This is a genomic window from Brevibacterium sp. Marseille-P9724 (assembly GCF_902500275.1).
In the GTDB taxonomy this organism is placed as follows: domain Bacteria; phylum Actinomycetota; class Actinomycetes; order Actinomycetales; family Brevibacteriaceae; genus Brevibacterium.
This window is the reverse complement of sequence record NZ_LR722990.1, coordinates 458,629-481,334: the sequence shown is the minus strand read 5'-3', so window position 1 is coordinate 481,334 and position 22,706 is coordinate 458,629. Positions and strand designations below refer to the sequence as shown.

20 protein-coding genes are annotated in these 22,706 nt (G+C 63.2%); all 20 read left to right on the top strand.

Features of this window, described 5'->3' with window-relative positions:
• Positions 1–35 precede the first annotated feature (35 nt).
• The 20 genes from aspS to pyrF all read left to right on the top strand — a co-directional run bounded on the left by aspS (position 36) and on the right by pyrF (position 22,701).
• Positions 36–1,817, top strand: a complete 1,782-nt coding sequence (gene aspS, locus GC119_RS02315) for an aspartate--tRNA ligase (RefSeq protein ID WP_070572522.1) — start codon at positions 36–38, stop codon at positions 1,815–1,817.
• On the top strand, positions 1,818–3,242 hold the full coding sequence (locus GC119_RS02310) for a replication-associated recombination protein A (RefSeq protein ID WP_151952323.1): 1,425 nt from the start codon (positions 1,818–1,820) through the stop codon (positions 3,240–3,242).
• 224 nt (positions 3,243–3,466) lie between these two features.
• Positions 3,467–4,090 carry a 30S ribosomal protein S4 gene (gene rpsD / locus GC119_RS02305; RefSeq protein WP_070572526.1) on the top strand — a complete coding sequence of 208 codons (624 nt, stop codon included), beginning with the start codon at positions 3,467–3,469 and terminating at the stop codon, positions 4,088–4,090.
• Between the two features lie 122 nt (positions 4,091–4,212).
• Positions 4,213–6,870, top strand: coding sequence for an alanine--tRNA ligase (gene alaS, locus GC119_RS02300; RefSeq protein WP_070572528.1), 2,658 nt, complete (start codon positions 4,213–4,215; stop codon positions 6,868–6,870).
• Entirely contained in the window at positions 6,867–7,343 is a 477-nt protein-coding gene (gene ruvX / locus GC119_RS02295) for a Holliday junction resolvase RuvX (protein ID WP_070572530.1), read from the top strand. The genes alaS and ruvX overlap by 4 nt, the downstream gene beginning before the upstream one ends.
• Positions 7,340–8,473 (top strand): endolytic transglycosylase MltG, encoded by a 1,134-nt coding sequence (gene mltG / locus GC119_RS02290; RefSeq protein ID WP_070572532.1) that lies wholly within the window; start codon positions 7,340–7,342, stop codon positions 8,471–8,473. The genes ruvX and mltG overlap by 4 nt, the downstream gene beginning before the upstream one ends.
• Complete coding sequence (locus tag GC119_RS02285) at positions 8,466–9,311, top strand: shikimate dehydrogenase family protein (RefSeq protein WP_070572534.1); 846 nt, start codon at positions 8,466–8,468, stop codon at positions 9,309–9,311. The genes mltG and GC119_RS02285 overlap by 8 nt, the downstream gene beginning before the upstream one ends.
• Positions 9,308–10,057: a prepilin peptidase gene (locus GC119_RS02280; RefSeq protein WP_070572536.1), complete on the top strand. Its 750-nt coding sequence runs from the start codon at positions 9,308–9,310 to the stop codon at positions 10,055–10,057. The genes GC119_RS02285 and GC119_RS02280 overlap by 4 nt, the downstream gene beginning before the upstream one ends.
• 10 nt (positions 10,058–10,067) lie before the next feature.
• Positions 10,068–11,252, top strand: coding sequence for a chorismate synthase (gene aroC / locus GC119_RS02275; protein WP_070572537.1), 1,185 nt, complete (start codon positions 10,068–10,070; stop codon positions 11,250–11,252).
• The gene (locus tag GC119_RS02270; RefSeq protein WP_070572539.1) at positions 11,249–11,881 is read left to right on the top strand and encodes a shikimate kinase; all 633 of its coding nucleotides are present in this window, start codon (positions 11,249–11,251) and stop codon (positions 11,879–11,881) included. Before aroC ends, GC119_RS02270 begins: the two co-directional genes overlap by 4 nt.
• Positions 11,878–12,981: a 3-dehydroquinate synthase gene (gene aroB / locus GC119_RS02265; RefSeq protein ID WP_070572541.1), complete on the top strand. Its 1,104-nt coding sequence runs from the start codon at positions 11,878–11,880 to the stop codon at positions 12,979–12,981. The genes GC119_RS02270 and aroB overlap by 4 nt, the downstream gene beginning before the upstream one ends.
• Before the next feature lie 52 nt (positions 12,982–13,033).
• Positions 13,034–13,597 (top strand): elongation factor P, encoded by a 564-nt coding sequence (gene efp, locus GC119_RS02260; protein ID WP_070572542.1) that lies wholly within the window; start codon positions 13,034–13,036, stop codon positions 13,595–13,597.
• Entirely contained in the window at positions 13,594–14,073 is a 480-nt protein-coding gene (nusB, locus tag GC119_RS02255) for a transcription antitermination factor NusB (RefSeq protein WP_070572544.1), read from the top strand. Before efp ends, nusB begins: the two co-directional genes overlap by 4 nt.
• Positions 14,074–14,142: 69 nt before the next feature.
• Positions 14,143–14,703, top strand: coding sequence for a bifunctional pyr operon transcriptional regulator/uracil phosphoribosyltransferase PyrR (gene pyrR / locus GC119_RS02250; RefSeq protein ID WP_070572546.1), 561 nt, complete (start codon positions 14,143–14,145; stop codon positions 14,701–14,703).
• Entirely contained in the window at positions 14,703–15,683 is a 981-nt protein-coding gene (locus GC119_RS02245; protein WP_070572548.1) for an aspartate carbamoyltransferase catalytic subunit, read from the top strand. Before pyrR ends, GC119_RS02245 begins: the two co-directional genes overlap by 1 nt.
• Positions 15,680–16,984, top strand: a complete 1,305-nt coding sequence (locus tag GC119_RS02240) for a dihydroorotase (RefSeq protein WP_070572550.1) — start codon at positions 15,680–15,682, stop codon at positions 16,982–16,984. Before GC119_RS02245 ends, GC119_RS02240 begins: the two co-directional genes overlap by 4 nt.
• The gene (locus GC119_RS02235) at positions 16,972–17,454 is read left to right on the top strand and encodes a hypothetical protein (protein ID WP_070572552.1); all 483 of its coding nucleotides are present in this window, start codon (positions 16,972–16,974) and stop codon (positions 17,452–17,454) included. Before GC119_RS02240 ends, GC119_RS02235 begins: the two co-directional genes overlap by 13 nt.
• Positions 17,451–18,596, top strand: coding sequence for a glutamine-hydrolyzing carbamoyl-phosphate synthase small subunit (carA, locus tag GC119_RS02230; RefSeq protein ID WP_070572554.1), 1,146 nt, complete (start codon positions 17,451–17,453; stop codon positions 18,594–18,596). The genes GC119_RS02235 and carA overlap by 4 nt, the downstream gene beginning before the upstream one ends.
• The gene (gene carB, locus GC119_RS02225; RefSeq protein WP_070572556.1) at positions 18,596–21,868 is read left to right on the top strand and encodes a carbamoyl-phosphate synthase large subunit; all 3,273 of its coding nucleotides are present in this window, start codon (positions 18,596–18,598) and stop codon (positions 21,866–21,868) included. Before carA ends, carB begins: the two co-directional genes overlap by 1 nt.
• Positions 21,865–22,701, top strand: a complete 837-nt coding sequence (gene pyrF, locus GC119_RS02220) for an orotidine-5'-phosphate decarboxylase (protein ID WP_070572557.1) — start codon at positions 21,865–21,867, stop codon at positions 22,699–22,701. Before carB ends, pyrF begins: the two co-directional genes overlap by 4 nt.
• The last annotated feature ends 5 nt before the right edge of the window (positions 22,702–22,706 follow it).

Below are 22,706 nucleotides of genomic sequence, written 5' to 3'. Positions count from 1 at the left end.
GACACCCTCGAAACAAACCCCAAGGAGACCGCGCAGTGCTGAGAACCCGCGAAGCAGGATCCCTGCGTCTGACCGACAAAGGTCAGACCGTCACCCTCACCGGATGGGTCGATCGGCGCCGTGACCACGGCGGTGTGGCATTCATCGACCTCCGCGATGCCTCGGGCATTGTGCAGGTGGTCGTCCGCGAAGACGTTGCCGACCGCCTGCGCAGTGAATCCGTCATCAAAGTGACAGGAACCGTCGAAGCGCGCCCGGAAGGCAACGCCAACCCGCAGCTGCCCACCGGTGACATCGAAGTGGTCGACACCCAGGTCGAACTGCTCAGCCTGGCAGAAGCCCTTCCGTTCCAGGTTTCCGACCACGCCGAAGACTCAGGCCAGGTGGGCGAAGAAACCCGCCTGCGCTACCGCTACCTCGACCTGCGCCGTTCCGAGCAGGCAAAGCGAATACGCCTGCGCTCCAACGCCAACCGCGCGGCTCGCCGCGTGCTGGATCACCACGGCTTCATCGAAGTCGAAACCCCCACGCTCACCCGCTCCACCCCTGAAGGTGCGCGCGACTTCCTCGTGCCGGCCCGCCTCAAGCCCGGTTCCTGGTACGCCCTGCCGCAGTCTCCGCAGCTGTTCAAGCAGCTGCTTCAGGTCGGCGGCATCGAGAAGTACTACCAGATTGCCCGGTGCTACCGCGACGAAGACTTCCGCGCTGATCGCCAGCCGGAATTCACACAGCTGGACATCGAAGCGTCCTTTGTCGAACAGGAAGACGTCATCGCCATCGCCGAAGACATCCTGCGCGAAGTGTGGGCTCTTATCGATGTGGAACTGCCCGCCTCAATTCCGCACATGACCTACCACGAGGCCATGGCCCGCTACGGTTCGGACAAACCGGACCTGCGCTTCGACCTCGAACTGACCGAACTGACAGAATTCTTCAAGGACACGCCGTTCCGTGTGTTCCAGGCTCCCTACGTCGGCGCTGTCGTCTACCCGGGCGGTGCTTCGCTGCCGCGCCGTCAGCTGGATGCCTGGCAGGAATGGGCCAAGCAGCACGGTGCGAAGGGGCTGGCCTATGTGCTCATCGGCGAGGACGGCGAACTCGGCGGTCCCGTCGCCAAGAACCTGTCGGAGACCGAACGCGCTGGCCTGCAGGAGGCAGTCGGGGCGTCGGGCGGCGACGCAATCTTCTTTGCCGCCGGCGAAAAGGGCGCATCGCGGGCCCTGCTGGGGGCTGCGCGCGGTGAAATCGCCGAACGCACCGGCCTGATCAAAGACGGTGACTGGGCCTTCGTCTGGATTGTCGACGCCCCCATGTTCGAATCAGCCGAAGAGGCCGAAGCCGCCGGCGACGTCGCTGTCGGCAGCGGAAAGTGGACGGCCGTTCACCACGCCTTCACAGCACCCAAGCCCGAACACCTCGACACGTTCGACCAGGACCCCGCTTCGGCTCTGACAAACGCCTACGACATCGTGTGCAACGGCAACGAAATCGGCGGCGGATCGATCCGCATCCACCGTCGCGACGTGCAGGAGCGCGTTTTCAAAGTCATGGGGCTGGACGAACAAGAAGCGCAGGAGAAGTTCGGATTCCTGCTCGAGGCATTCAGCTACGGCGCGCCCCCGCACGGCGGCATCGCCTTCGGATGGGACCGCATTGTGGCCCTGCTGGCGGGCACCGATTCGATTCGCGACGTCATCGCCTTCCCGAAGACCGGTGCGGGCTTCGACCCGCTGACGGCTGCACCAGCGCCGATCACCGCTCAGCAGCGCAAGGACGCCGGCGTTGACGCAGGGCCGAAGGAATCAAAGGACGCCTGATTGGCTGACCTGTTCTCCGCGGAGCCCGAACCGCAAGACGGTTCGGGCTCCGCGTCTGCTCTCGACCCGCTGGCGGTGCGCATGCGCCCGCGGACAATGGACGAAATAGCAGGGCAGAAGCACCTCACCTATCCGGGGTCCCCGCTGCAGCAGCTGGCCACCTCGCAGGCCGGTTCAAAGGCCGGCCCCAGCTCCGTCATCCTGTTCGGCCCGCCGGGGGTCGGCAAGACCACAATCGCCCACGTGGTGTCACACGCCCCAGACCGTTCTTTTGTCGAACTCTCAGCCATTTCGGCAACTGTCAAGGACGTGCGCCAGGTCATCGAAACCGCGCGCAATGATCGCGACCTCTACGGGCGCACAACAGTCCTCTTCCTCGATGAGATCCACCGATTCACAAAAGCCCAGCAGGACGCACTGCTGCCGGCGGTGGAGAACCGGCTTGTGGTGCTGGTTGCCGCGACAACCGAGAACCCGTCCTTTTCCGTTATCGCCCCGCTCGTTTCGCGATCGCTGGTGTTGCAGCTCGAACCGCTGGCAGAAGACGACATCCGCGCACTTATTGACCGCGCTCTGCACTCACCGCGCGGTCTGGCCGACGGCTACAAACTTCAGAACGAAGCCCTCGAGCACATTGTGCAGACCGCGTCCGGTGACGCACGCAAGTCACTGACCGTCCTCGAGGCCGCCGCAGGCATCGCAGAGGCTCGCGCAGATGCCGGAACTCCGGTGATCACAGAAGCTGAGGTCCGCGAAGCCGCCAATGAAGCCCGCGTGCGCTATGACCGCGCGGGGGACCAGCACTACGACGTCGTCTCGGCGTTCATAAAGTCGATTCGCGGCTCCGACCCCGATGCCGCGCTGCACTATCTTGCGCGCATGATCTCGGCGGGGGAGGACCCGCGGTTCATCTGCCGCAGAATAGTGATCTCCGCATCCGAAGACATCGGCATGGCTGACCCGCAGGCACTCACGGTGGCAGTGTCAGCACAGACTGCGGTTGAGCGGATCGGCATGCCAGAAGGACGCATACCCATGGCGCAGGCAGTTGTCTACCTGGCCTGCGCGCCGAAGTCGAACGCATCCTACCGAGCAATCGGGGAAGCGCTGGCCGACATCAAGAAGGGCAGCTTCGGCGAAGTTCCCAAACCGCTGCGCGATGCCCACTATCCCGGTGCAAAAGCACTCGGTCACGGCGTCGACTACCGCTACTCACACGACTACCCGTTCTCAGTTTCACCGCAGGAGTACATGCCCGAACCGCTGCGCGGCAGGCGCTACTACCGGCCCACCGGCAACGGCGCAGAGCGCTCCATGGAGGACCGTCTGATTGCCCTCGAACAGCTGCGCAGCGGAAGATCGCCCCGCACGGCCGACGCTGAAAGGGGTGAGCCGGCACAGGCAGAAGGCGAACAGGAAGACTGACAGCGGCACCTCGTCAGAGGAGTGTGGGCGCTGACACGCCAACCCGCGTTGTGTCGCGGGAGGCGAATGAACTAAGATTGGTCGCTGTTGTGCCTCATATGAATAGGCGGTCGTGATCATTCGACCTCGCGATGATCACCTCTTTCCCACAGGGGGAAACAACAGCTTCTGATCCGACCGAGGCATGTCGGCCGAAGCACAATACTCTGAAATGAAAGGTGAACATGGCTCCGTCACGTTCACGCCGACAGGTCCGCCTGTCGCGCGCTCTCGGCATCCCGCTGACACCGAAGGCTGAAAAGTACTTCGAACGCCGTCCCTACGCTCCCGGTGAGCACGGCCGTGCTCGTCGCCGCAACGACAGCGACTACTCGGTCCGCCTGAAGGAAAAGCAGCGCCTCCGCGCTCAGTACGGCATCCGCGAAGCTCAGATGCTCAACCTCTTCAAAGAAGCAGCCCGCACCCCCGGTCTGACCGGTGAAACGCTGGTCGAGCTGCTTGAAATGCGCCTGGACGCCCTCGTCCTGCGCGCCGGATTCGCACGCACCATCGCGCAGGCACGCCAGTTCGTCGTTCACCGTCACATCATGGTGGACAACCAGCTGGTCGACCGCCCTTCCTACCGCGTCAAGCCGGGTCAGATGATCCGCGTACGCGAACGTTCGGTCAGCATGGACCCGTTCCAGGTTGCCGCTGCCGGTGCACACCGCGACGTTCTTCCGACCGTTCCCGGCTACCTGACCGTGAACCTTGAGGCTCTGCAGGCCACTCTGGCCCGCCGCCCCAAGCGCGAAGAAGTTCCCGTCACCTGTGACGTCCAGATGGTCGTCGAGTACTACTCGCGCTGATCTGCTGATTCAAGTGCCCGGGCCGTGTCGGCCCGGGCACTTGTTGTTTGTCTGTGCACTAGACTCGACAGCGCACGTATCCTGCCTTGCAGGCTGCAGACACCCGAATGGAAAGGCCCGGAATGAAAACTGCTGAGATCAAGCGCCGGTGGCTCGAGTTCTTCGAGTCGAAAGGGCACACCGTTGTTCCCTCGGCCTCAGTGATCAGCAACGATCCGTCGATTCTGTTCAACATCGCGGGCATGGTGCAGTTCATTCCCTACCTTTCAGGCGACGTTCCAGCCCCCTACCCGCGGGCTACGAGCGTGCAGAAGTGCGTGCGCACGGCCGATATTGAAGAGGTCGGAAAAACCACCCGCCACGGCACGTTCTTCCAGATGAACGGCAACTTCAGCTTCGGCGACTACTTCAAGCGCGAAGCGATTGGATTCGCGTGGGAGCTGCTGAGCACACCGGAAGACAAGGGCGGCCTGGGCTTCGACCCCGAACGCCTGTGGGTCACCGTCCACCGCGAAGACGAAGCGTCGATCGAACTGTGGTTGGAAGAAACCGATATTCCGCGTGAGCGGATCCAGTCCCGCGGCAGCGAAGACAACTTCTGGCACACCGGCCAGCCCGGCCCGGGCGGCTACTGTTCGGAAATCTACTTTGACCGCGGCCCCGCCTACGGTGTGGAGGGCGGCCCGGAAGCCGACGAAGACCGCTACATCGAGATCTGGAACCTCGTGTTCATGGAGTTCGAACTCTCCGCGGTCCGTTCGAAGACCGACTTCGACATCAAAGGCGAGCTTCCCGCCAAGAACATCGACACCGGGATGGGCCTGGAGCGCGTGGCGTTCCTCAAACAGGGCGTCGAGAACATGTACGAGGTCGACGAAGTCTTTCCCGTCATCAAGGCTGCGGCTGGCATGGCAGGGATCTCCTACGGCGACGATGAAGAGCACGATGTGCGGCTGCGCGTTGTGGCCGACCACGTCCGCTCTGCGCTTGTCATCATCGGCGACGGTGTGCGTCCCGGCAACGAAGGCCGCGGATACATCCTCCGCCGTCTGCTGCGTCGCTCGATTCGCGCTATGCGGCTGCTCGGCGTCAAAGACGAGGTTCTGCCCTCGCTGCTGCCGGTGTCACGGGATGCGATGAAAGACTCCTATCCGGAACTGGAAAAGGACTTCAAGCGCATTTCTCAGGTTGCCTACGCCGAAGAGCGGGCATTCCTGCGCACTTTGGAATCCGGCACCCAGCTGCTGGAGAACTCCGTCGCACAGATCAGCAGCGGCGGAACGCTGTCCGGCGATGTCGCCTTCGCCCTGCACGACACACACGGCTTCCCGATTGACCTCACCCTCGAAATGGCGGAAGAAGCCGGGGTGAAAGTCGATCGCGAAGGCTTTGAAGCGCTCATGGCGCAGCAGCGCACACGCGCCAAAGCCGATGCAAAGGCCAAAAAGGGCGGCCTGCAGACCGATCTGAGCGCTTTTGCCGCCCTGCGTGAAAACGGTCCGAGCGAATTCGTCGGATACGACGCCCTCGTTGCTGATTCGACCGTGCGCGGCCTGGTTGCCGACGGCACGGCGGTTCCGGTTGCACGCGCCGGTGACACAGTAGACGCTGTCCTCGACCTCACGCCGTTCTATGCCGAATCCGGTGGTCAGACATCTGACATCGGCATCTTCGTGGGCGACGGCTTCAAAGCCCGGGTCCACGATGTTCAGAACCCGGTTGCCGGTCTTGCCGCCCACCGCATCGAAATCCTGGAGGGCGAACTCGAAGCGGGTGCCAGCCTGTCGGCGCAGGTCGACTCCGAACACCGCTACCAGGCCCAGCAGGCCCATTCGGCAACCCACATGATCCACGCGGCCCTGCGTGAGGTTCTCGGCGAGACCGCAACGCAGGCCGGTTCGCTCAACCAGCCCGGCTATCTGCGCTTTGACTATTCTTACCCGGAGGCCATGACCGCGCAGATGCGCGCAGAAGTTGAGGAAGCCGCCAACCTGGCGGTGCGCAATAACTTCGAAGTCGGGTATGAGTACATGTCCTACGAGGACGCCAAGAAGTCCGGCGCCACCGCGCTGTTCGGCGAAAAGTATCCCGAGACCGTCCGCGTCGTCGACATCGGCGGTCTGTGGTCGCGGGAACTGTGCGGCGGCACGCACGTGAAGTCGACCGCCGAGATCGGCCCGATCTCGCTGTATTCCGAAAGCTCGGTAGGTTCCGGCACCCGCCGTGTTGAAGCCAGCGTCGGTCTTGACGCAATCCGCTCCCTGTCGAAAGAGCGCGCAATCGTGCAGGCCCTCTCAGACCTTCTCAAAGTGCCCGGTGCGGAAGTCTTTGACCGGGTCGGCGGTCTGCTCGGGCGCATCAAGGAAGCCGAAAAGACCATTGCACAGCTCGAACGCGACAAGGTCCTTGCCGGTGCGGGCCAGGCCGCCCAGGAAGCGCAGACTGTCGGCAGTGTGCGCTTTGTCGGCGTCAACCTCGGCGAAGCCGGCGGCGGTGACGTCCGCACATTCGCGCAGGACGTCAAGCAGCGGCTAGGGGACACGGCTTCCGTCGTCGCAGCCTTCGGTGCGGCCGGCGGACGCCCGACGGTCGTTGTGGCAGTCAGCCCCGCCGCACAGGAACTGGGCTTTAAAGCAGGTGAGCTTGTCAAGACCGCAACCGGGGTGCTCGGCGGCGGTGGCGGCGGCAAGCCCGACCTCGCTCAGGGCGGCGGTCAGGACGCTTCGAAGATCGACGAGGCCATTGTGGCTGTTCGCCGTGCACTGGAGGATCACGGGTGACGTTTCGACGGGGAAGACGAGTCGCGGTTGATGTCGGTACGGTGCGCGTGGGGGTCGCCGCGTGCGATCCCGACGGCATTCTCGCAAGTCCCGTCGGGACCCTGTATCGGCGCGAAGGGGATGACACGGTGCTGAGGCAGTTTGCGCAGCTCATCGAAGAGTACGAGCCGATCGAGATCATCAGCGGCAAACCCACCTCGCTCGACGGAAAACAGCGGGCCTCAGCGCACAAGGCACTGGCATTCACCGAAGCGCTGTCCCGTGCCGCCCGTATGCCGATCAAACTCATGGACGAACGCTTCTCCACTTCGCAGGCGCACGCACAGTTGGCCGAAGCGGGGCGGAATTCAAAGCAGCGCCGCGAAATCGTCGACGCACAGGCCGCTGTCATCATCCTGCAGAGCGCACTCGAATATGAGCGCGCCAACGGGCCGCTGGCAGAATCGGTCGGTGCTGTGGAAGGGCAAGCATGAACAGCCTCGCGGAGGAATTCGACGCGGTCCCGATGACCCGGGCCGAACGCAGGGCGAAAGAGCGGCGCAGGAAGTTCCGCAGGCGGCGCATGGTGGCGATTTTCGTCGTCGCCACACTCCTGCTCGGCGGCGGCGCCGTTGTCGGCCTGCTCTCGACAAAGAACTCTCTGGGCAATGTGTTTCTCAGCCGGGGAGACTACGAGGGCGAAGGAAAAGAAGAAGTCAAGGTCACGATCGCGCCTGGAACATCTGCCCGCCAGGTTGCCAACCAGTTGGTTGAAGAGGGGGTCATCAAAGCCGCTGGCCCGTTCCTTAAGCAGATCGAGGAACGCAACATCGTCATTCAGACCGGAACGTTCACCATGCGCCGCGAAATGAGCGCCCAGGCTGCCGCAGACGTCCTCGAGCAAGCCGACGCGGCCAACAAGATCACGCTGGCCGAAGGCAACACCATCGATGACCTCAAAAAGAAGCTCGGAGAACACGAATTCTCTGAATCCGAGATCAACGCGGCACTTGACGACAAAAAGCCGAAGGACTACGGACTCGAAGTCGACGCACCCAGCCTCGAAGGCTACCTGCACCCGGCGACTTACGAAATCCACGGTGACACGACGCCGGAAAAGCTCGTGCAGTCTATGGTTGACGGCACGAAGAACATGCTCAACGAGCAGGCCATCACCAATGATGATGCGAACTACTTCATGACGCTGGCCAGCCTGATCGAGATCGAAGCAACTGGCGACCCCGAAGTCCGCGCCAAGGTCGCCCGGGTGTTCATCAACCGCCTGTCCAAGGACTCCGAAACCGATGGCTATCTGCAGTCAGACGCAACCGTGGCCTATATCTTCGGGGCCCGCCAAGACCTCACGACAACGCCGGAGCAGCGCAAATCCGACAACCCCTACAACACCTACAAGCACAAGGGTCTGCCGCCCGGTCCCGTGAACTCCCCGTCTGACGGTGCCTTTGCCGCGGCGAAGAATCCGGCGGAGGGCAAATGGGAGTACTTCGTGGCGACTGATCCCGACAAGGGGGAAGTGAAGTTCGCCGAAACCTATTCGGAGCATGAAAAGAACGTCGAGGAGTATCAGAAGTGGCTTAGGGAGCACCGCGAGAAAAATGGCTGACGCACGGCTTGCTGTACTCGGTTCGCCGATAGACCACTCGCAGTCACCGGCGCTGCACGTCGCTGCCTATCGCACCCTGGGGCTGGACTGGGAATACGGGCGTTTCGAGGTGGCCGAGGCCGAGCTCGCCTCGTTTCTCGACGCGCACGACGACTGGGCGGGCTTTTCTCTGACGATGCCGCTGAAGACGGAACTTGTTCGCCTGGCCGATGAGCGCGGGTGGGCCGTCGACGACACCGCACGGCTGACCGGCGGCGCAAACACGTGGGTCAACGGCCCGGTGCCCGGCGTTTACAACACCGACGTGCACGGCATTGAACAGGCTCTGCGCGAAGCCGGGGCGAATGTGTCACGCTGCGCGGTTCTCGGCAGCGGAGCCACAGCGAAGTCTGCCGTGTTGGCTGCCGCGCGGCTTGGAGCACAGCACATTGAGATCTTCGCCCGATCGCAGCACAAGGCCCGAACACTCGCCGACTTCGCTCAGTCGCTCGGGGCGCGGACGGGGACAGCGGCACTTGGGCAGCTCCAGCTGGACGACTGGTCGACAGTCCTGTCGACTCTGCCCTCGCAAGTTCTGACGGAGGATTCGCTCCGACTGCCAGCGCACTGCACAACAGCGGTTTTCGAAGCGGGCTATGCCCCCGGGGGCTTTTCCCTCGCCACAGCCGCCGCCGAGCGCGGGGGCACGGCGATACCGGGTCAGCGCATGCTCATCCACCAGGCCATCCGCCAGATTGAGCTGTTCGGCATCGCCCGGGCAGCGCTGACCGGCACGTTTGACGCCGAGACCGTCACCAGTCTGGAGAAGACGATGACGAAGGAGGCACAGGCACTGTGAATGACACTCTGACGCTTGGGTTGGCTCTGCTCATATGCTCGGCTCTCAGTGTCGGAACGAGCTATGTCATCCGCTTTCGCTTTGCCGAAATCATCCACGACGAAGCCGGACTGCGCCTGCTGATCGGCCAGACGACCTGGCCGCACAAACCGCCGCGGTTCCTCGCGGTGGTGTTTACGGCTGTTGCCTTTGTCCTCGCGTGGCTGGCTGCTTTCATGTCCCCGGTCGTCTTCGGCAATGAACTGGGCACTCTCTTTCCCGTATCCGCCCTGTCACTTCTTGCAGGAGCCACCGGGTGGCTGTTTTGGATTGACAGCAGAATCCACCGTCTGCCGGACAGACTCGTGCTTCCGTTGGGCGCAGCGATGTTCCTTGTCACCGCCATCGGTCTGGTTGTGGGCTATTTCGAAACGGTCAAGGCCGCGCAGACAGCCGGTGTTCGCGGGCTGATCGGCGCAGTGATCGTCGTTGCCGTCTTCGGGATCCTCAACCTCGCAGCACGTGTGGGCCGCTGGGAGACGATCGGCTTGGGCGATGTGAAGCTCGGCGCGCTCATCGGTCTGGCCGTCGGCATGGTCAGCCTGTGGGGACTCGCTGTGGTGCTTGTGGTCGCCAACGCATCAGCGCTCGTGTACTGGATCAACACCAAGTTCATCAAGCGCACCAAGATCACCCACATCGCGTTCGGCCCGCATCTTCTCATCGGCACGTGGACTGCCGTCCTGCTGACGCCGCTGGCTTTGTAGACTGTGGAGAATGTTGAGATGGTTGACCGCCGGTGAATCGCACGGCGAAGCTCTGACGGGCATTATCGAAGGCCTGCCCTCCCACGTTCCCGTGACATCGGAAATGATCTCCAACGCGCTGGCCAGGCGGCGTCTGGGCTACGGGCGCGGGGCGCGGATGAAGTTTGAAGCTGACGCCGTTCGGGTGCTCGGAGGCGTTGTCCACGGCCGCAGCCTCGGTTCGCCGATTGCAATTGAGGTCGGCAACACCGAATGGCCCAAGTGGGAAAAGGTCATGAGCCCCGATCCCGTCGACCCCGCTGAGCTCGAAGGTCAGGCGCGGGCACAGGCCCTCACGCGCCCTCGCCCGGGACACGCTGACCTGGTGGGCATGGAGAAGTACCGGTTTGACGAAGCCCGGCCCATCCTCGAGCGTGCATCTGCCCGCGAAACCGCCATGCGCGTTGCTCTGGGCGCCGTTGCGCAGTCGTTTCTTGCCGAACTGGGCATCACGCTGGTTTCGCACACCGTGTCGCTTGGGCCGGTCGAAGGATCGCGCGCTGCGGCACGGCCGACGGCCGCTGATGTCGAAGCTCTCGATGCGGATCCCATGCGGTGTTTTGACCAGGAATTGTCAGCCCGCATGGTCGCTGAGGTTGATGACGCCAAAAAGTCAGGAGACACCCTGGGCGGCGTGGTCGAGGTCATCGCGTACGGACTGCCGGTCGGTCTGGGCTCGCACGTGCACTGGGACCGTCGCATTGACTCCAGGCTGGCAGGGGCCCTCATGGGCATTCAGGCCATCAAGGGCGTCGAGGTCGGCGACGGCTTCGAAACCGCTCGCCGCCGCGGATCGCAGGCGCACGACGAGATCGGCCTCGACGGCGACAAAGCCGTACGCGCAAGCAACCGCGCCGGCGGCACCGAGGGCGGTATGACGACCGGCGAACCTCTTGCAGTGCGGGCGGCCATGAAGCCGATCGCCACTGTGCCGCGCGCCCTGGGCACAATCGACGTGCAGAAGCGAGAAACAGCCAAGGCACACCATCAGCGCTCAGACGTCTGTGCCGTTCCAGCCGCGGGTGTTGTTGCCGAAGCCATGGTGGCGCTCGTCATCGCCGAAAGCGTGACCGAAAAGTTCGGTGGGGACTCCCTCGAGGAGACCAAGCGCAACCTTGACGCCTACGTGGCCCAGCTGAACTTCCCAACGACATGACCGAACGGCCGCTGCCACGACCGACCCCGCCTGTCGATCCCGTCCCGGCGGCCGGAGCGCGCATTGTCATGGTCGGCCCTCCCGCGGCCGGAAAGTCAACAATCGGGCGGCTGATCGCCGAGCGGCTCGGCGTGCCCTTTGTGGACACCGATCATCGGATTGCCGATCTCTACGGCCCGATCCCGCAGATCTTCGCAGAACGCGGCGAAGACCGATTCCGGGAATACGAACGTGCTGTTGTGCGCCGCGAGCTGCGGCGTCTGCTCGAGCGGCCGGGAGTCGTCTCACTTGGCGGCGGAGCTGTGCTCAACCCGGGTACGAGGGCTCAGCTGAAACACCCCGCGATCAAGACGATCGCTATTGAGATCGACAGCACCACCGCCGTGCAGCGCCTGGGCGGTTCCAAAAGGCCCCTGCTGGATGACAGTGATGATCCCGCAGCGCGCTGGCAGCGAGTCTTCGACGAACGGCGAAGCCTTTACGAAGAAGCCGCAACGGCAGTCATTCAGGCCGATGATGGCCCGCCGTCTACGGCGGTCAACCGCATCGTCGGGATCATCACCGGTCTCCAGCGGGCCGAAGAATACGAAAAATTCCGTGAAAGCAGCCAGGAACAGGAGTTTCAGTGACAGAAGCAGTCGTGCCGGTCAGCGCCGGGGGGGACTACGACGTTGTGATCGGGCACAAGCTCATGCACCGACTGCCGGAGCTCATCGGCGGTCGTGCGCAGAAAGTGCTCGTGATCTATCCGCGAGCTCTGCGGACGACGGGGGATCTGGTCCGCGATGACCTGCAGGCGGCAGGCTACGAGGCCCTTGCCGCAGAAATCCCCGATGCCGAAGAAGCCAAGCACGGCCGGGTGGCCGAATTCTGCTGGAAGATCCTCGGCCAGTCTGACTTCACCCGCACTGATGTCATCGTCAATGTGGGAGGGGGAGCGGTGACCGATTTGGGGGGCTTCGTGGCCGCCACGTGGCTGCGCGGAATCCGCTATATCAACATCCCCACGACCGTGCTCGGCATGGTCGATGCCGCCGTCGGAGGCAAAACCGGCATCAACACCGAGGAGGGCAAGAACCTGGTCGGCGCTTTTCACGCGCCGGCAGGCGTCCTGTGTGATCTTGAAACACTCGCCACACTGCCGCCGAATGAGCTCTTCACCGGCTTGGCCGAAAGTGTGAAGTGCGGTTTCATTGCCGACCCCGAAATCCTTGACCTCATCGAAAATACACCCAAGGATTCACTCACAGATCCCGCATCGCCGGAGCTGTTTGAGATCATTCGCCGTTCCATCGCGGTGAAGGCAGACATTGTCAGCGAGGATTTTCAGGAATCTGGCAAGCGTGAGTTCCTCAACTTCGGGCACACCCTCGGTCACGCCATCGAACGCCTGGAACGCTACCAGTGGCGCCACGGGGCCGCTGTGGCCGTCGGCATGATGTTCGCCGCAGAACTGTCGGTTCTCACCAAGAACCTGTCGGAAGAAAACGTCACCCGGCTGCGCACCGTTCTTGAGCACCTGGGTCTGCCGACCGGCTACCGCGGCGACAAGTGGCCGCAGCTGCTGGACACAATGCGCAGGGACAAGAAGGCTCGCGGCTCTCTCCTGCGATTCATCGTCCTGGAGGACATCGGGCGTCCAGCTGTTCTTGAAGCAGCGGACACATCGCTGCCGTTCAGCGCCTACACCGCAATCGGAACGGATTCGCCCGTCACGCGGCTGAGCTGAGCACTGATACAATCGACGGGGTTTTCGGCCATTCATCGGATGAAGGAGAAACGTGGCAACGACGAATGATCTGAAGAACGGCATGGTGCTGGTTCTCGACAACGAACTGTGGCAGGTGCTTGAGTTTCTGCACGTCAAGCCCGGCAAGGGCCCGGCCTTCGTCCGCTCTAAGATCAAAAACGTTCTGTCTGGAAAGATCGTCGACCGCACGTTCAACGCGGGCACCAAGGTTGAGACCGCCACGGTCGATCGCCGGGACATGCAGTACCTGTACAACGACGGCACCGACTACGTCTTCATGGACGAAAAGGACTACGACCAGGTCTCCATCGGTCCTGAACTCGTTGGCGACGCCGCGAACTTCATGCTGGAAAACCAGTCGCTGCAGATCGCTTTCCACGACGGCAGCCCGCTGTACGTGGAACTTCCGCCGATCGTCGAACTCACGATTACACACACCGAACCCGGTCTGCAGGGCGACCGCTCCTCTGGCGGCACCAAACCCGCAACCCTGGAAACCGGATACGAAATCCAGGTTCCGCTTTTCCTCGAAGAGGGCACCGCTGTGCGCGTCGACACCCGCTCCGGTGAGTACCTCGGGCGCGTTCGCGATTGAGCGCCCGCAGTCGCGCCCGCCGCAGGGCGCTTGAACTTCTCTTTGAAGCCGGAGAGCGCAAGCTGGATGAAAACGAGCTCATCCAGCTGCGCTCCGGTGACCCCGAATACCCCATGAAGGAATACGCCGTCGAGATCGTGCGCGGTGTTGTCGAACACCGCACCGCCATCGACGCCACTCTGCGGGAGTATTCGGAATGGAACGTCGACCAGCTGCCGAAGGTCGATATCGCTCTGCTGCGCATGGGCCTGTGGGAAGTTCTCTACAATGACGAACTCGACGATCCCGTTGCGATTGACGAAACCGTCAGCCTCGCTGCCGCCTACTCGACCGATGATTCACCGGCCTTCATCAACGCGCTGCTTGACCGTGTGAGCAAAGAGGGCAAGAAGGACCGCAGCACTCCAGACCAGGCTGTGCAGCAGCCGCAGCCGGAATCAGCACAGTCCGACGAAGGCTCAGCCGAACAGGACTGAACCGGTTCGGCTATGCTGATGAAAATCGCTCCTTTAATGACCGTCCAGTGAGGCGGGGAAGGGGGACTGATGCGCACAGCCGAAGTTTTCGACGCGAGTGAGATCTCGCGTGCGCTGACACGCATTGCCCACGAAATTCTCGAATCCAACAAGGGTGCCGATGGCCTCCTGCTCCTTGGCGTTCCAACCCGCGGTGTGCCTTTGGCGCAGCGACTGGCCCAGCGGATCGCCGCGATCGAACCCGGTGTGAGTTCAGACAGGATCGTCGGAAGCATTGACGCGACGATGCACCGGGACGACCTCAACACCGGCAGGCTCCGCCCAGCGCTGCCCACTCAGCTGCCCGAAAGCGGAATCGACGGACGTACCGTCGTCCTGGTCGATGATGTTCTCTACTCGGGGCGCACCGTGCGCGCAGCACTCGATGCGCTGCACGACTACGGACGCCCGCAGGCGGTCCGCTTGGCTGTTCTCGTTGATCGCGGGCACCGTCAGCTGCCCATCCGCGCTGATTTTGTCGGCAAGAACCTGCCGACCTCTGCCGAAGAGCGCGTCGCGGTGTCGCTGTCAGAAACCGACGACGCCTGCGACCGGGTCATCATCACCTCCCCAGAACGAGGTGAGGGGTGATGCGCCACCTTCTTGGCACCTCGGGCCTGGGCAAGGCCAATGCGGTCGACCTGCTCGACATTGCCGAAGCCATGACCGTTTCCGGTGGGCAGGCGGTCAAGAAGCTGCCCGCCCTGCGGGGGCGCACAGTTGTCAATCTGTTCTTTGAAGACTCCACCCGAACGCGCATTTCCTTTGAGGCCGCCGCCAAGCGCCTGAGTGCGGACGTCATCAACTTCTCCGCCAAAGGCTCTTCGGTTTCCAAGGGCGAAAGCCTCCAAGACACCGTCCAGACGCTCGGCGCCATGGGCATTGATGCGATCGTCATCCGCCACCCCGGGTCCGGAACACCGCACTTCCTGGCCGGCAGCGAATGGACGGACGCGCATATTCTCAACGCCGGCGACGGTATGCACGAACACCCCACACAAGCACTGCTGGACGCCTTCACCCTGCGCCGCATACTGTCTGACGAACCTGTTTCCGGGCCCTCTGAGACCAGCTTCGGCAAGGACCTGGCCGGTATGCGAGTGGCAATCGTGGGCGATGTTCTGCACTCCCGCGTAGCCCGCTCAAATGTGCACCTGCTGGAGACCCTGGGGGCTTCTGTCGTTCTCATCGCTCCGCCCACCCTGCTGCCGTGGGGAGTGGAAGGCTGGCCGTGTGAAATCCGCTACGACTTCGATACCGCCCTTGAAGAGTTCGACTTCGACGCCGTCATGATGCTGAGAGTCCAGCGCGAGCGCATGCATCAGGCATTCTTCCCCGGCCCGCGCGAATACACGCGGCTGTGGGGCCTCACCGAGGAGCGCTACCGCAGACTGCCTGAAGCTGCCGCAATACTGCACCCCGGACCTATGAACCGCGGTTTTGAAATCTGTGCGGCCGCAGCCGATTCGCCCCGCGCCGCTGTCCTCGGACAGGTGGAGAACGGCGTCTACGTGCGCATGGCTGCGCTCTATCGTCTTTTGACCGGTCGCACTTCGGAGGACATGCAATGACATCGCTGCTCATCACCAACGCTCAGCTGCCCGACGGCAGCACCGGCTCGATTGCGGTGCGCGACGGCCGGATCGTCGAATCTGTCGAGGCTGCCGACACCACGATCGACGCGACGGGGCTGGTGGCCCTGCCGGGCCTGGTCGACATGCACGTCCACCTGCGCGAACCCGGAAAAGAAGACGCCGAGACAGTTGCCACTGGTTCGGCCTCGGCCGCTCGGGGCGGCTTCACCGCAGTCAACGCCATGGCGAACACACAGCCGGTTGCTGACACCGCCGGTGTTGTCGAGCAGGTGTGGCACCTGGGCCGCGAGGTGGGGCTGACGGAAGTCGCGCCGATCGGAGCGGTCACGGTCGGACAGGAGGGCGCCCAGCTGGCAGAGCTCGGTGCGATGGCGGCCAGCGCCGCGCAGGTGCGCGTCTTCTCCGATGACGGTCTGTGTGTCCACGACCCGCTTCTCATGCGTCGCGCCCTCGAGTACGTCAAAACCTTCGACGGCATCATCGCCCAGCACGCGCAGGACCCTCGCCTGACCGAGGGCGCCCAGATGAACGAGGGCACGATCTCAGCAAAGCTCGGCCTGCCGGGCTGGCCCGCCGTTGCCGAAGAGTCGATCATCGCCAGGGACATTCTTCTGGCCGAACACGTGGATTCGCGCCTGCACGTGTGCCACCTGTCGACTGCAGGTTCCGTGGACCTCGTGCGCTGGGCGAAATCCCGCGGTGTCCGGGTCACGGCCGAGGTCACACCGCACCACCTGATGCTCACCGACGAACTCGTCGAAACCTTCGACCCTGTGTACAAGGTCAATCCGCCGCTTCGCACTCGCCGCGATGTCGAAGCCGTCCGCGAAGGGCTGGCCGACGGCACGATCGACATCGTCGCCACCGACCACGCACCCCACCCGGCCGAACACAAGTGCTGCGAATGGTCGGCTGCGGCCATGGGCATGGTCGGCATGGAATCGGCTCTGCCGATCGTGGTCGAGGCCATGCGCGACTACGACTTCGGCTGGGCCGATATCGCCCGCGTCATGAGTGCGAATCCGGCGGCTATCGCCGGGCACGCAGAACACGGTTCCCTCGAGGTCGGAACGGGTGCGAACATCATTCTGGTCGACCCGAGCTCACCCGGTGTGATCGAACCCGACACCCATGCAACCAAGGGCCGCAACAACCCCTTCCGCGGTCTGGAGATCAACACGCGCGTCGTCCACACCGTCCTGTACGGCACACACATCGTCGAAGACGGTTCGATTGTGCGCAAACACGAACTTCGGGAGGGCTCGTGGATCGCCTGATCCCCGTCCTCGTCCTCGCTGCAGTCGCGGTGGCCGTCCTGCTGCTCATGCGCTGGGGGTGGAAGGCCAGACAGAATCGCCAGGCGGACATCCCGGCCCCGCAATCGGCCGAGCCCACCGACAGCGGCTATGACGGCTACTACATTGCCACCACCTTCGCCGACCAGCACCTCGAGAGGATCAGCGTCCACGGCCTCGGCGTGCGCACGGGCGCTGGGCTCGACATCCAGGATGACGGTGTTGTGTTCAGCCTCGACGGCCGTACGCCCTTTCGGATTCCCGCCGAAGACATCGTGGATGTGTTCTTCGGCTCGGGCATGATCGGCAAGTTTGTAGAGAAAGACGGAATCGTCATCATCCGCTGGAACCTCGGTGACCACGAAGTCGACACCGGCTTCCGCCCAAGGGAACACAGCGCTAAGAAGACCATCGCCGCAGAAATCGAGATACTCAGAGGTAGGAGACGATGAGCCTGCGCACACAGCCGGCCCGGCTTGTTCTGGAAGACGGCACGCACTACACGGGATACGCGTTCGGCGCCCTGGGGACAACGGTTGGCGAGGCGGTCTTCACCACCGCTATGACCGGCTACCAGGAGACCCTGACGGACCCCTCGTATCACCGGCAGATCGTGATTCACACGTTCCCCCACATCGGCAATGTCGGGGTCAACAGCGAAGACAGCGAATCGGGCCGGTACTGGGCCGCCGGGGTCGTCGTCCGCGACCCTTCTCGGATCACGTCGAACTGGCGTGCCGAAGGCGACTACGAAGAGCATCTTAAATCGATTGGGCTCGTGGGAATCTGCGATGTCGACACTCGCGCACTCACACTGCACCTGCGCGACAAGGGCGCCATGCGGATGGGCGTCTTCTCCGGCGATGACGCCCAGAAGTCCCTGGATGAGCTGCTCGAGATCGTCCGCCGGGCCCCGCAGATGCAGGGCGCGGACCTCGCCTCGGAAGTCACCTGCCAGGAGCCGTACACCGTCCCCGCGGAAGGCGAGAAGTGCTTCTCGGTTGTCGCCTACGACCTCGGTGTGAAGAAGACAACGCTGGACCAGCTGGCCCAGCGCGGCCTCGAAGTGACTGTGGTGCCTGCAGGCACGACGGTCGATGAGCTCACGGAGCTTGCCCCCGACGGCGTGTTCTTCTCGAACGGACCGGGTGACCCCTCGGCCATGAAGCAGCCGATCGCAGTACTGCAACACGTGCTGAAAGAGCGCATCCCGTTCTTCGGCATCTGCTTCGGCAACCAGCTGCTGGGCCGAGCACTGGGCTTTGACACCTACAAACTGACTTTCGGCCACCGCGGTTCGAACCAGCCGGTTCTCGACGTCGCATCGGGGCGTGTCGAAATCACCACGCAGAATCACGGTTTTGCCGTCGATGCGCCGCTGGGCGATCCGGGCACGGCACCGAACGCTGAGTACGGCAGGGTGCAGGTTTCGCACATCGGCATGAACGACCAAGTAGTCGAGGGATTGACATGCCTCGACATCCCGGCGTTCTCGGTGCAGTTCCACCCGGAGTCAGCGGCGGGACCGCACGACTCGCGCACCCTTTTCGACACTTTCGCCCAGCTGTTGGCTGACAACGCCAAGGAGAACTGATGCCGCTGCGTACAGACATCAAAACCGTCCTCGTGATCGGCTCTGGTCCGATTGTCATCGGCCAGGCCTGCGAATTCGACTATTCCGGCACTCAGGCCTGCCGCATCCTGCGCCGTGAGGGCATGCGGGTTGTGCTCGTCAACTCCAATCCGGCGACGATCATGACCGACCCAGAACTGGCCGACGCCACCTACGTTGAGCCGATCGACCCCGATGTCATCGAAAAGATCATCGAAAAGGAGAAGCCCGATGCGCTCCTGCCCACCCTCGGAGGGCAGACGGCACTGAACGCCGCAATCAATCTGCACGAATCGGGTGTTCTCGCCAAGCACGGTGTGGAGCTCATCGGCGCTGATGTCGACGCGATTGAACGCGGCGAAGACCGCCAGCAGTTCAAAGACGTCGTCGAACAGTGCGGCGCCGAAGTCGCCCGGTCCTATATTGCGAACACAATGGACGAGGTGCTCGACGGTGCTGCGAAGCTCGGCTACCCGCTGGTGGTGCGTCCGTCATTCACGATGGGCGGCCTGGGCTCTGGCATGGCCTATTGCGAAGAGGACCTGCGCCGAATTGCCGGCGACGGTCTGCACGACTCGCTGACAAACGAGGTGCTGCTGGAAGAGAGCATCCTCGGGTGGAAGGAGTTCGAGCTTGAACTCATCCGCGATAAGAACGACAACGTCATCGTCGTGTGCGCAATTGAGAACTTCGATCCCGTCGGCGTGCACACCGGTGATGCCATCACGGTGGCGCCGTCGTTGACTCTGACCGACGTCGAATACCAGAAAATGCGCGACATCGGGATTGCGATCATCCGCGGTGTCGGGGTGGAGACCGGCGGCTGCAACATCCAGTTCGCAATCCACCCGGAGACCGGCCGAATCGTCGTCATCGAAATGAACCCCCGCGTGTCCCGGTCGTCGGCCCTGGCGTCGAAGGCAACCGGCTTTCCGATTGCGAAGATCGCAGCGAAGCTCGCGGTGGGCTACACGCTCGATGAGATTCCAAACGACATCACCGCAACAACTCCGGCCGCATTCGAACCGGCCCTGGACTACGTAGTCGCGAAGATTCCGCGCTTCGCCTTCGAGAAGTTCCCCGCCGCCGACCCGACCCTGACGACCACCATGAAAGCCGTCGGCGAAGTCATGGCGCTTGGCCGCAACTTCACGACGGCGCTGCAGAAGGCTCTGCGCAGCCTGGAGAAGAAGAATTCCGAGTTCGCCTTCGATGCGGCGTTCAACCTCGAAGACAGCAGTGTCCGCGCAGAGGTCGAAGCCAAACTCGCACACGCGACAGAAGACCGCATCTACACGGTCCAGCGTGCTCTCATGTCGGGCATGCGCATTGACGAGGTCTTCGAGCACACCAAGATCGACCGGTGGTTCCTCGATCAGATTGCGCTGATCAACGAGGTCGCCGACTACGTCCGCGCAGCCGAAGAACTCAGCTTCGAAGTTCTCGTCATAGCCAAGAAGCACGGTTTCTCCGATAAGCAGATCGCACAGCTGCGCAGCCTTGACCCGGCCGTTGTCATGGGTGTGCGCCACGCATTGGGCGTTCGCCCCGTCTACAAGTCGGTAGACACCTGCGCCGGAGAATTCGAGGCGAAGACTCCGTACTACTACTCGAGCTATGACGCGACCAGCGAAGTTGCGCCGCGGAATCGGGAAGCCGTCATCATTCTGGGCTCGGGTCCCAACCGCATCGGGCAGGGAATCGAATTCGACTATTCCTGCGTGCACGCGGCGATGGCGCTCGAATCCGCCGGCTACGAAACCGTCATGGTCAACTGCAATCCGGAGACCGTGTCGACGGACTACGACACCGCTGACCGCCTGTACTTCGAGCCGCTGACACTCGAGGACGTCCTCGAGGTGTACCACGCCGAGGCGCAGGCCGGCCCGGTCGCCGGTGTCATCTGCACCCTGGGCGGGCAGACTCCGCTGGGTCTGGCGACTGCGCTCAAGGAAGCGGGCGTGCCGATTCTCGGCACGCAGCCCGAAGCGATTGACCTCGCTGAGGACCGCGGCGAGTTCGGCCGGATCATGGCCGAAGCACATCTCGTCGCTCCCAAGCACGGAACCGCCGTGACCTTTGATGAGGCCGTCGACATTGCCGAAGACATCGGCTATCCGGTGCTCGTGCGCCCCTCCTATGTGCTGGGCGGTCGCGGTATGCAGATTGTCTACGACTCCGAGCAGCTGCGCTCCTACATGGAGACCGCCACCGAAGTTTCGTCCGACCGTCCGGTGCTGGTCGACAAGTTCCTCGACGACGCGGTCGAAATCGACGTCGACGCACTGTTCGACGGCGAAGAGCTCTACATCGGCGGCATATCCGAGCACATCGAAGAAGCCGGCGTGCACTCCGGAGACTCCACGTCTGTCCTGCCGTCGATCAGCTTGGGCGAAAGCGTTCTGCAGCGTGTGCGCGAAGCGACTCTGGCGATTGCCCGCGGAACGGGTGTTCGCGGCCTGCTCAACATTCAGTTCGCGGTGGCCGCCGACATTCTCTACGTCATCGAAGCCAATCCGCGTGCTTCGCGCACCGTGCCGTTCGTGTCGAAGGCAACCCATCGCCAGCTGGCCAAGGCAGCAGCCCTCATAGCGGTCGGCCGCACTATCAGCAAGCTGCGCGGAACGATCCTGGCAGAGGAGTCCGACGGCTCTTACCTTCCGCTGAACCACCCCGTGACAGTCAAAGAGGTCGTCCTTCCGTTCCGCCGCTTCCGCACCCCCGACGGTAAGGCAGTCGATTCGATTCTCGGCCCGGAAATGCGCTCAACCGGCGAAGTCATGGGCATCGCCCCGAACTTCCCGGAGGCTTTCGCAAAAGCCCAGCTGGGCGCTTCGACCGCTCTGCCCACCGAAGGGCGGGTGTTCGTGTCGATCGCAGACCGCGACAAGCGCTCTATCGTCCTGCCGGTGAAAACCCTTGCCGACATGGGCTTCGAAATCGTCGCCACCGCCGGCACTGCTGATGTCCTGGCCCGCCACGGCGTGCCGAGCACCCGCATTGCCAAGCAGCACGAAGCGGCCGAGGGCGAGGACACCATTCTGCACAAGATCGACCAGCGGGAAATCGACCTCGTGGTCAATGTGCCGTCGGGACGCCAGGAGCGCTCCGACGGCTATGAGATTCGCGCGGCCGCTGTCGCTGCGAACGTTCCGATTATGACGACGACAGCGGCGTTCTCCTCGGCTGTCGGCGCTATTGACGTGCGCCGGCGCAACACCGCCGAAGTCCGTTCGCTTCAGGACTGGGCATGACGTTCACACAGTGGCACGACGCGGCCTGGGCAAGCCCCTTGTGCGTCGGAATCGATCCGCACCCGGAGCAGATCGCACAGTGGGGTCTGCCGGACAGTCCGGACTCACTCAGCACATTCTCAAACAATGTGCTGAGCGCTGCGGCCGGACGGGCGAGGTTCATCAAACCCCAGTCGGCGTTTTTCGAACGCCACGGCTCAGCCGGCATCGCCGTTCTCGAAGATCTGCTCGCCCAGGCTCGCGAGGCTGGTCTGCTGTCGATTCTCGATGCCAAACGCGGTGATATCGGTTCGACGATGGCCGGCTACGCAGACGCCTACCTCAATCCCGCACGCCCCCTCGCCGCCGACGCTTTGACCGTGTCGCCCTATCTGGGAGTGGGGTCCTTGCGACCTGCCATGGAAGCCGCGGCCGAGCACAGCAAGGGCCTGTTCGTGCTGGCGCTGACCTCGAACCCCGAAGGCAGAGAAGTCCAGCACGCGCGCACTCCGGAGGGCAGGGCAGTTGCCGCCGAGGTGGTCAGGCAGGCTGAGGAGGTCAATCGCCAGCTGGATGTTCCGCTCATCGGACTGGTAGTCGGCGCGACGATCGGAACTGCCGCTGCTGATCTCGGCATTGACCTCGGGGGATTTTCGGGCCCGGTGCTCTCACCGGGCTTCGGTTCGCAGGGGGCCGGGACTGCCGATCTTGAGGCTGTTTTCGGTGAGGCCTACCGTGCCGGAAGGGTAATCGTCAACGCCTCGCGGTCGCTGTCGCGGTGCGGTCCTGACAGTGCCGATATTGCTGAGGAAATAGCCTCGATTGCCGAAGCGGTGACCCCAAAAGGCCGCTAGACTGC

Bases quoted from the DNA above. Each gene is read 5' to 3' on its own strand.
- pyrR (WP_070572546.1), top strand. From the start codon at position 14,143: ATGCGCACAGCCGAAGTTTTCGACGCGAGTGAGATCTCGCGTGCGCTG.
- GC119_RS02270 (WP_070572539.1), top strand. From the start codon at position 11,249: ATGACCGAACGGCCGCTGCCACGACCGACCCCGCCTGTCGATCCCGTC.
- aroC (WP_070572537.1), top strand. From the start codon at position 10,068: ATGTTGAGATGGTTGACCGCCGGTGAATCGCACGGCGAAGCTCTGACG.
- GC119_RS02245 (WP_070572548.1), top strand. From the start codon at position 14,703: ATGCGCCACCTTCTTGGCACCTCGGGCCTGGGCAAGGCCAATGCGGTC.
- carA (WP_070572554.1), top strand. From the start codon at position 17,451: ATGAGCCTGCGCACACAGCCGGCCCGGCTTGTTCTGGAAGACGGCACG.
- GC119_RS02285 (WP_070572534.1), top strand. From the start codon at position 8,466: ATGGCTGACGCACGGCTTGCTGTACTCGGTTCGCCGATAGACCACTCG.
- pyrF (WP_070572557.1), top strand. From the start codon at position 21,865: ATGACGTTCACACAGTGGCACGACGCGGCCTGGGCAAGCCCCTTGTGC.
- carB (WP_070572556.1), top strand. From the start codon at position 18,596: ATGCCGCTGCGTACAGACATCAAAACCGTCCTCGTGATCGGCTCTGGT.
- alaS (WP_070572528.1), top strand. From the start codon at position 4,213: ATGAAAACTGCTGAGATCAAGCGCCGGTGGCTCGAGTTCTTCGAGTCG.
- mltG (WP_070572532.1), top strand. From the start codon at position 7,340: ATGAACAGCCTCGCGGAGGAATTCGACGCGGTCCCGATGACCCGGGCC.
- GC119_RS02240 (WP_070572550.1), top strand. From the start codon at position 15,680: ATGACATCGCTGCTCATCACCAACGCTCAGCTGCCCGACGGCAGCACC.
- rpsD (WP_070572526.1), top strand. From the start codon at position 3,467: ATGGCTCCGTCACGTTCACGCCGACAGGTCCGCCTGTCGCGCGCTCTC.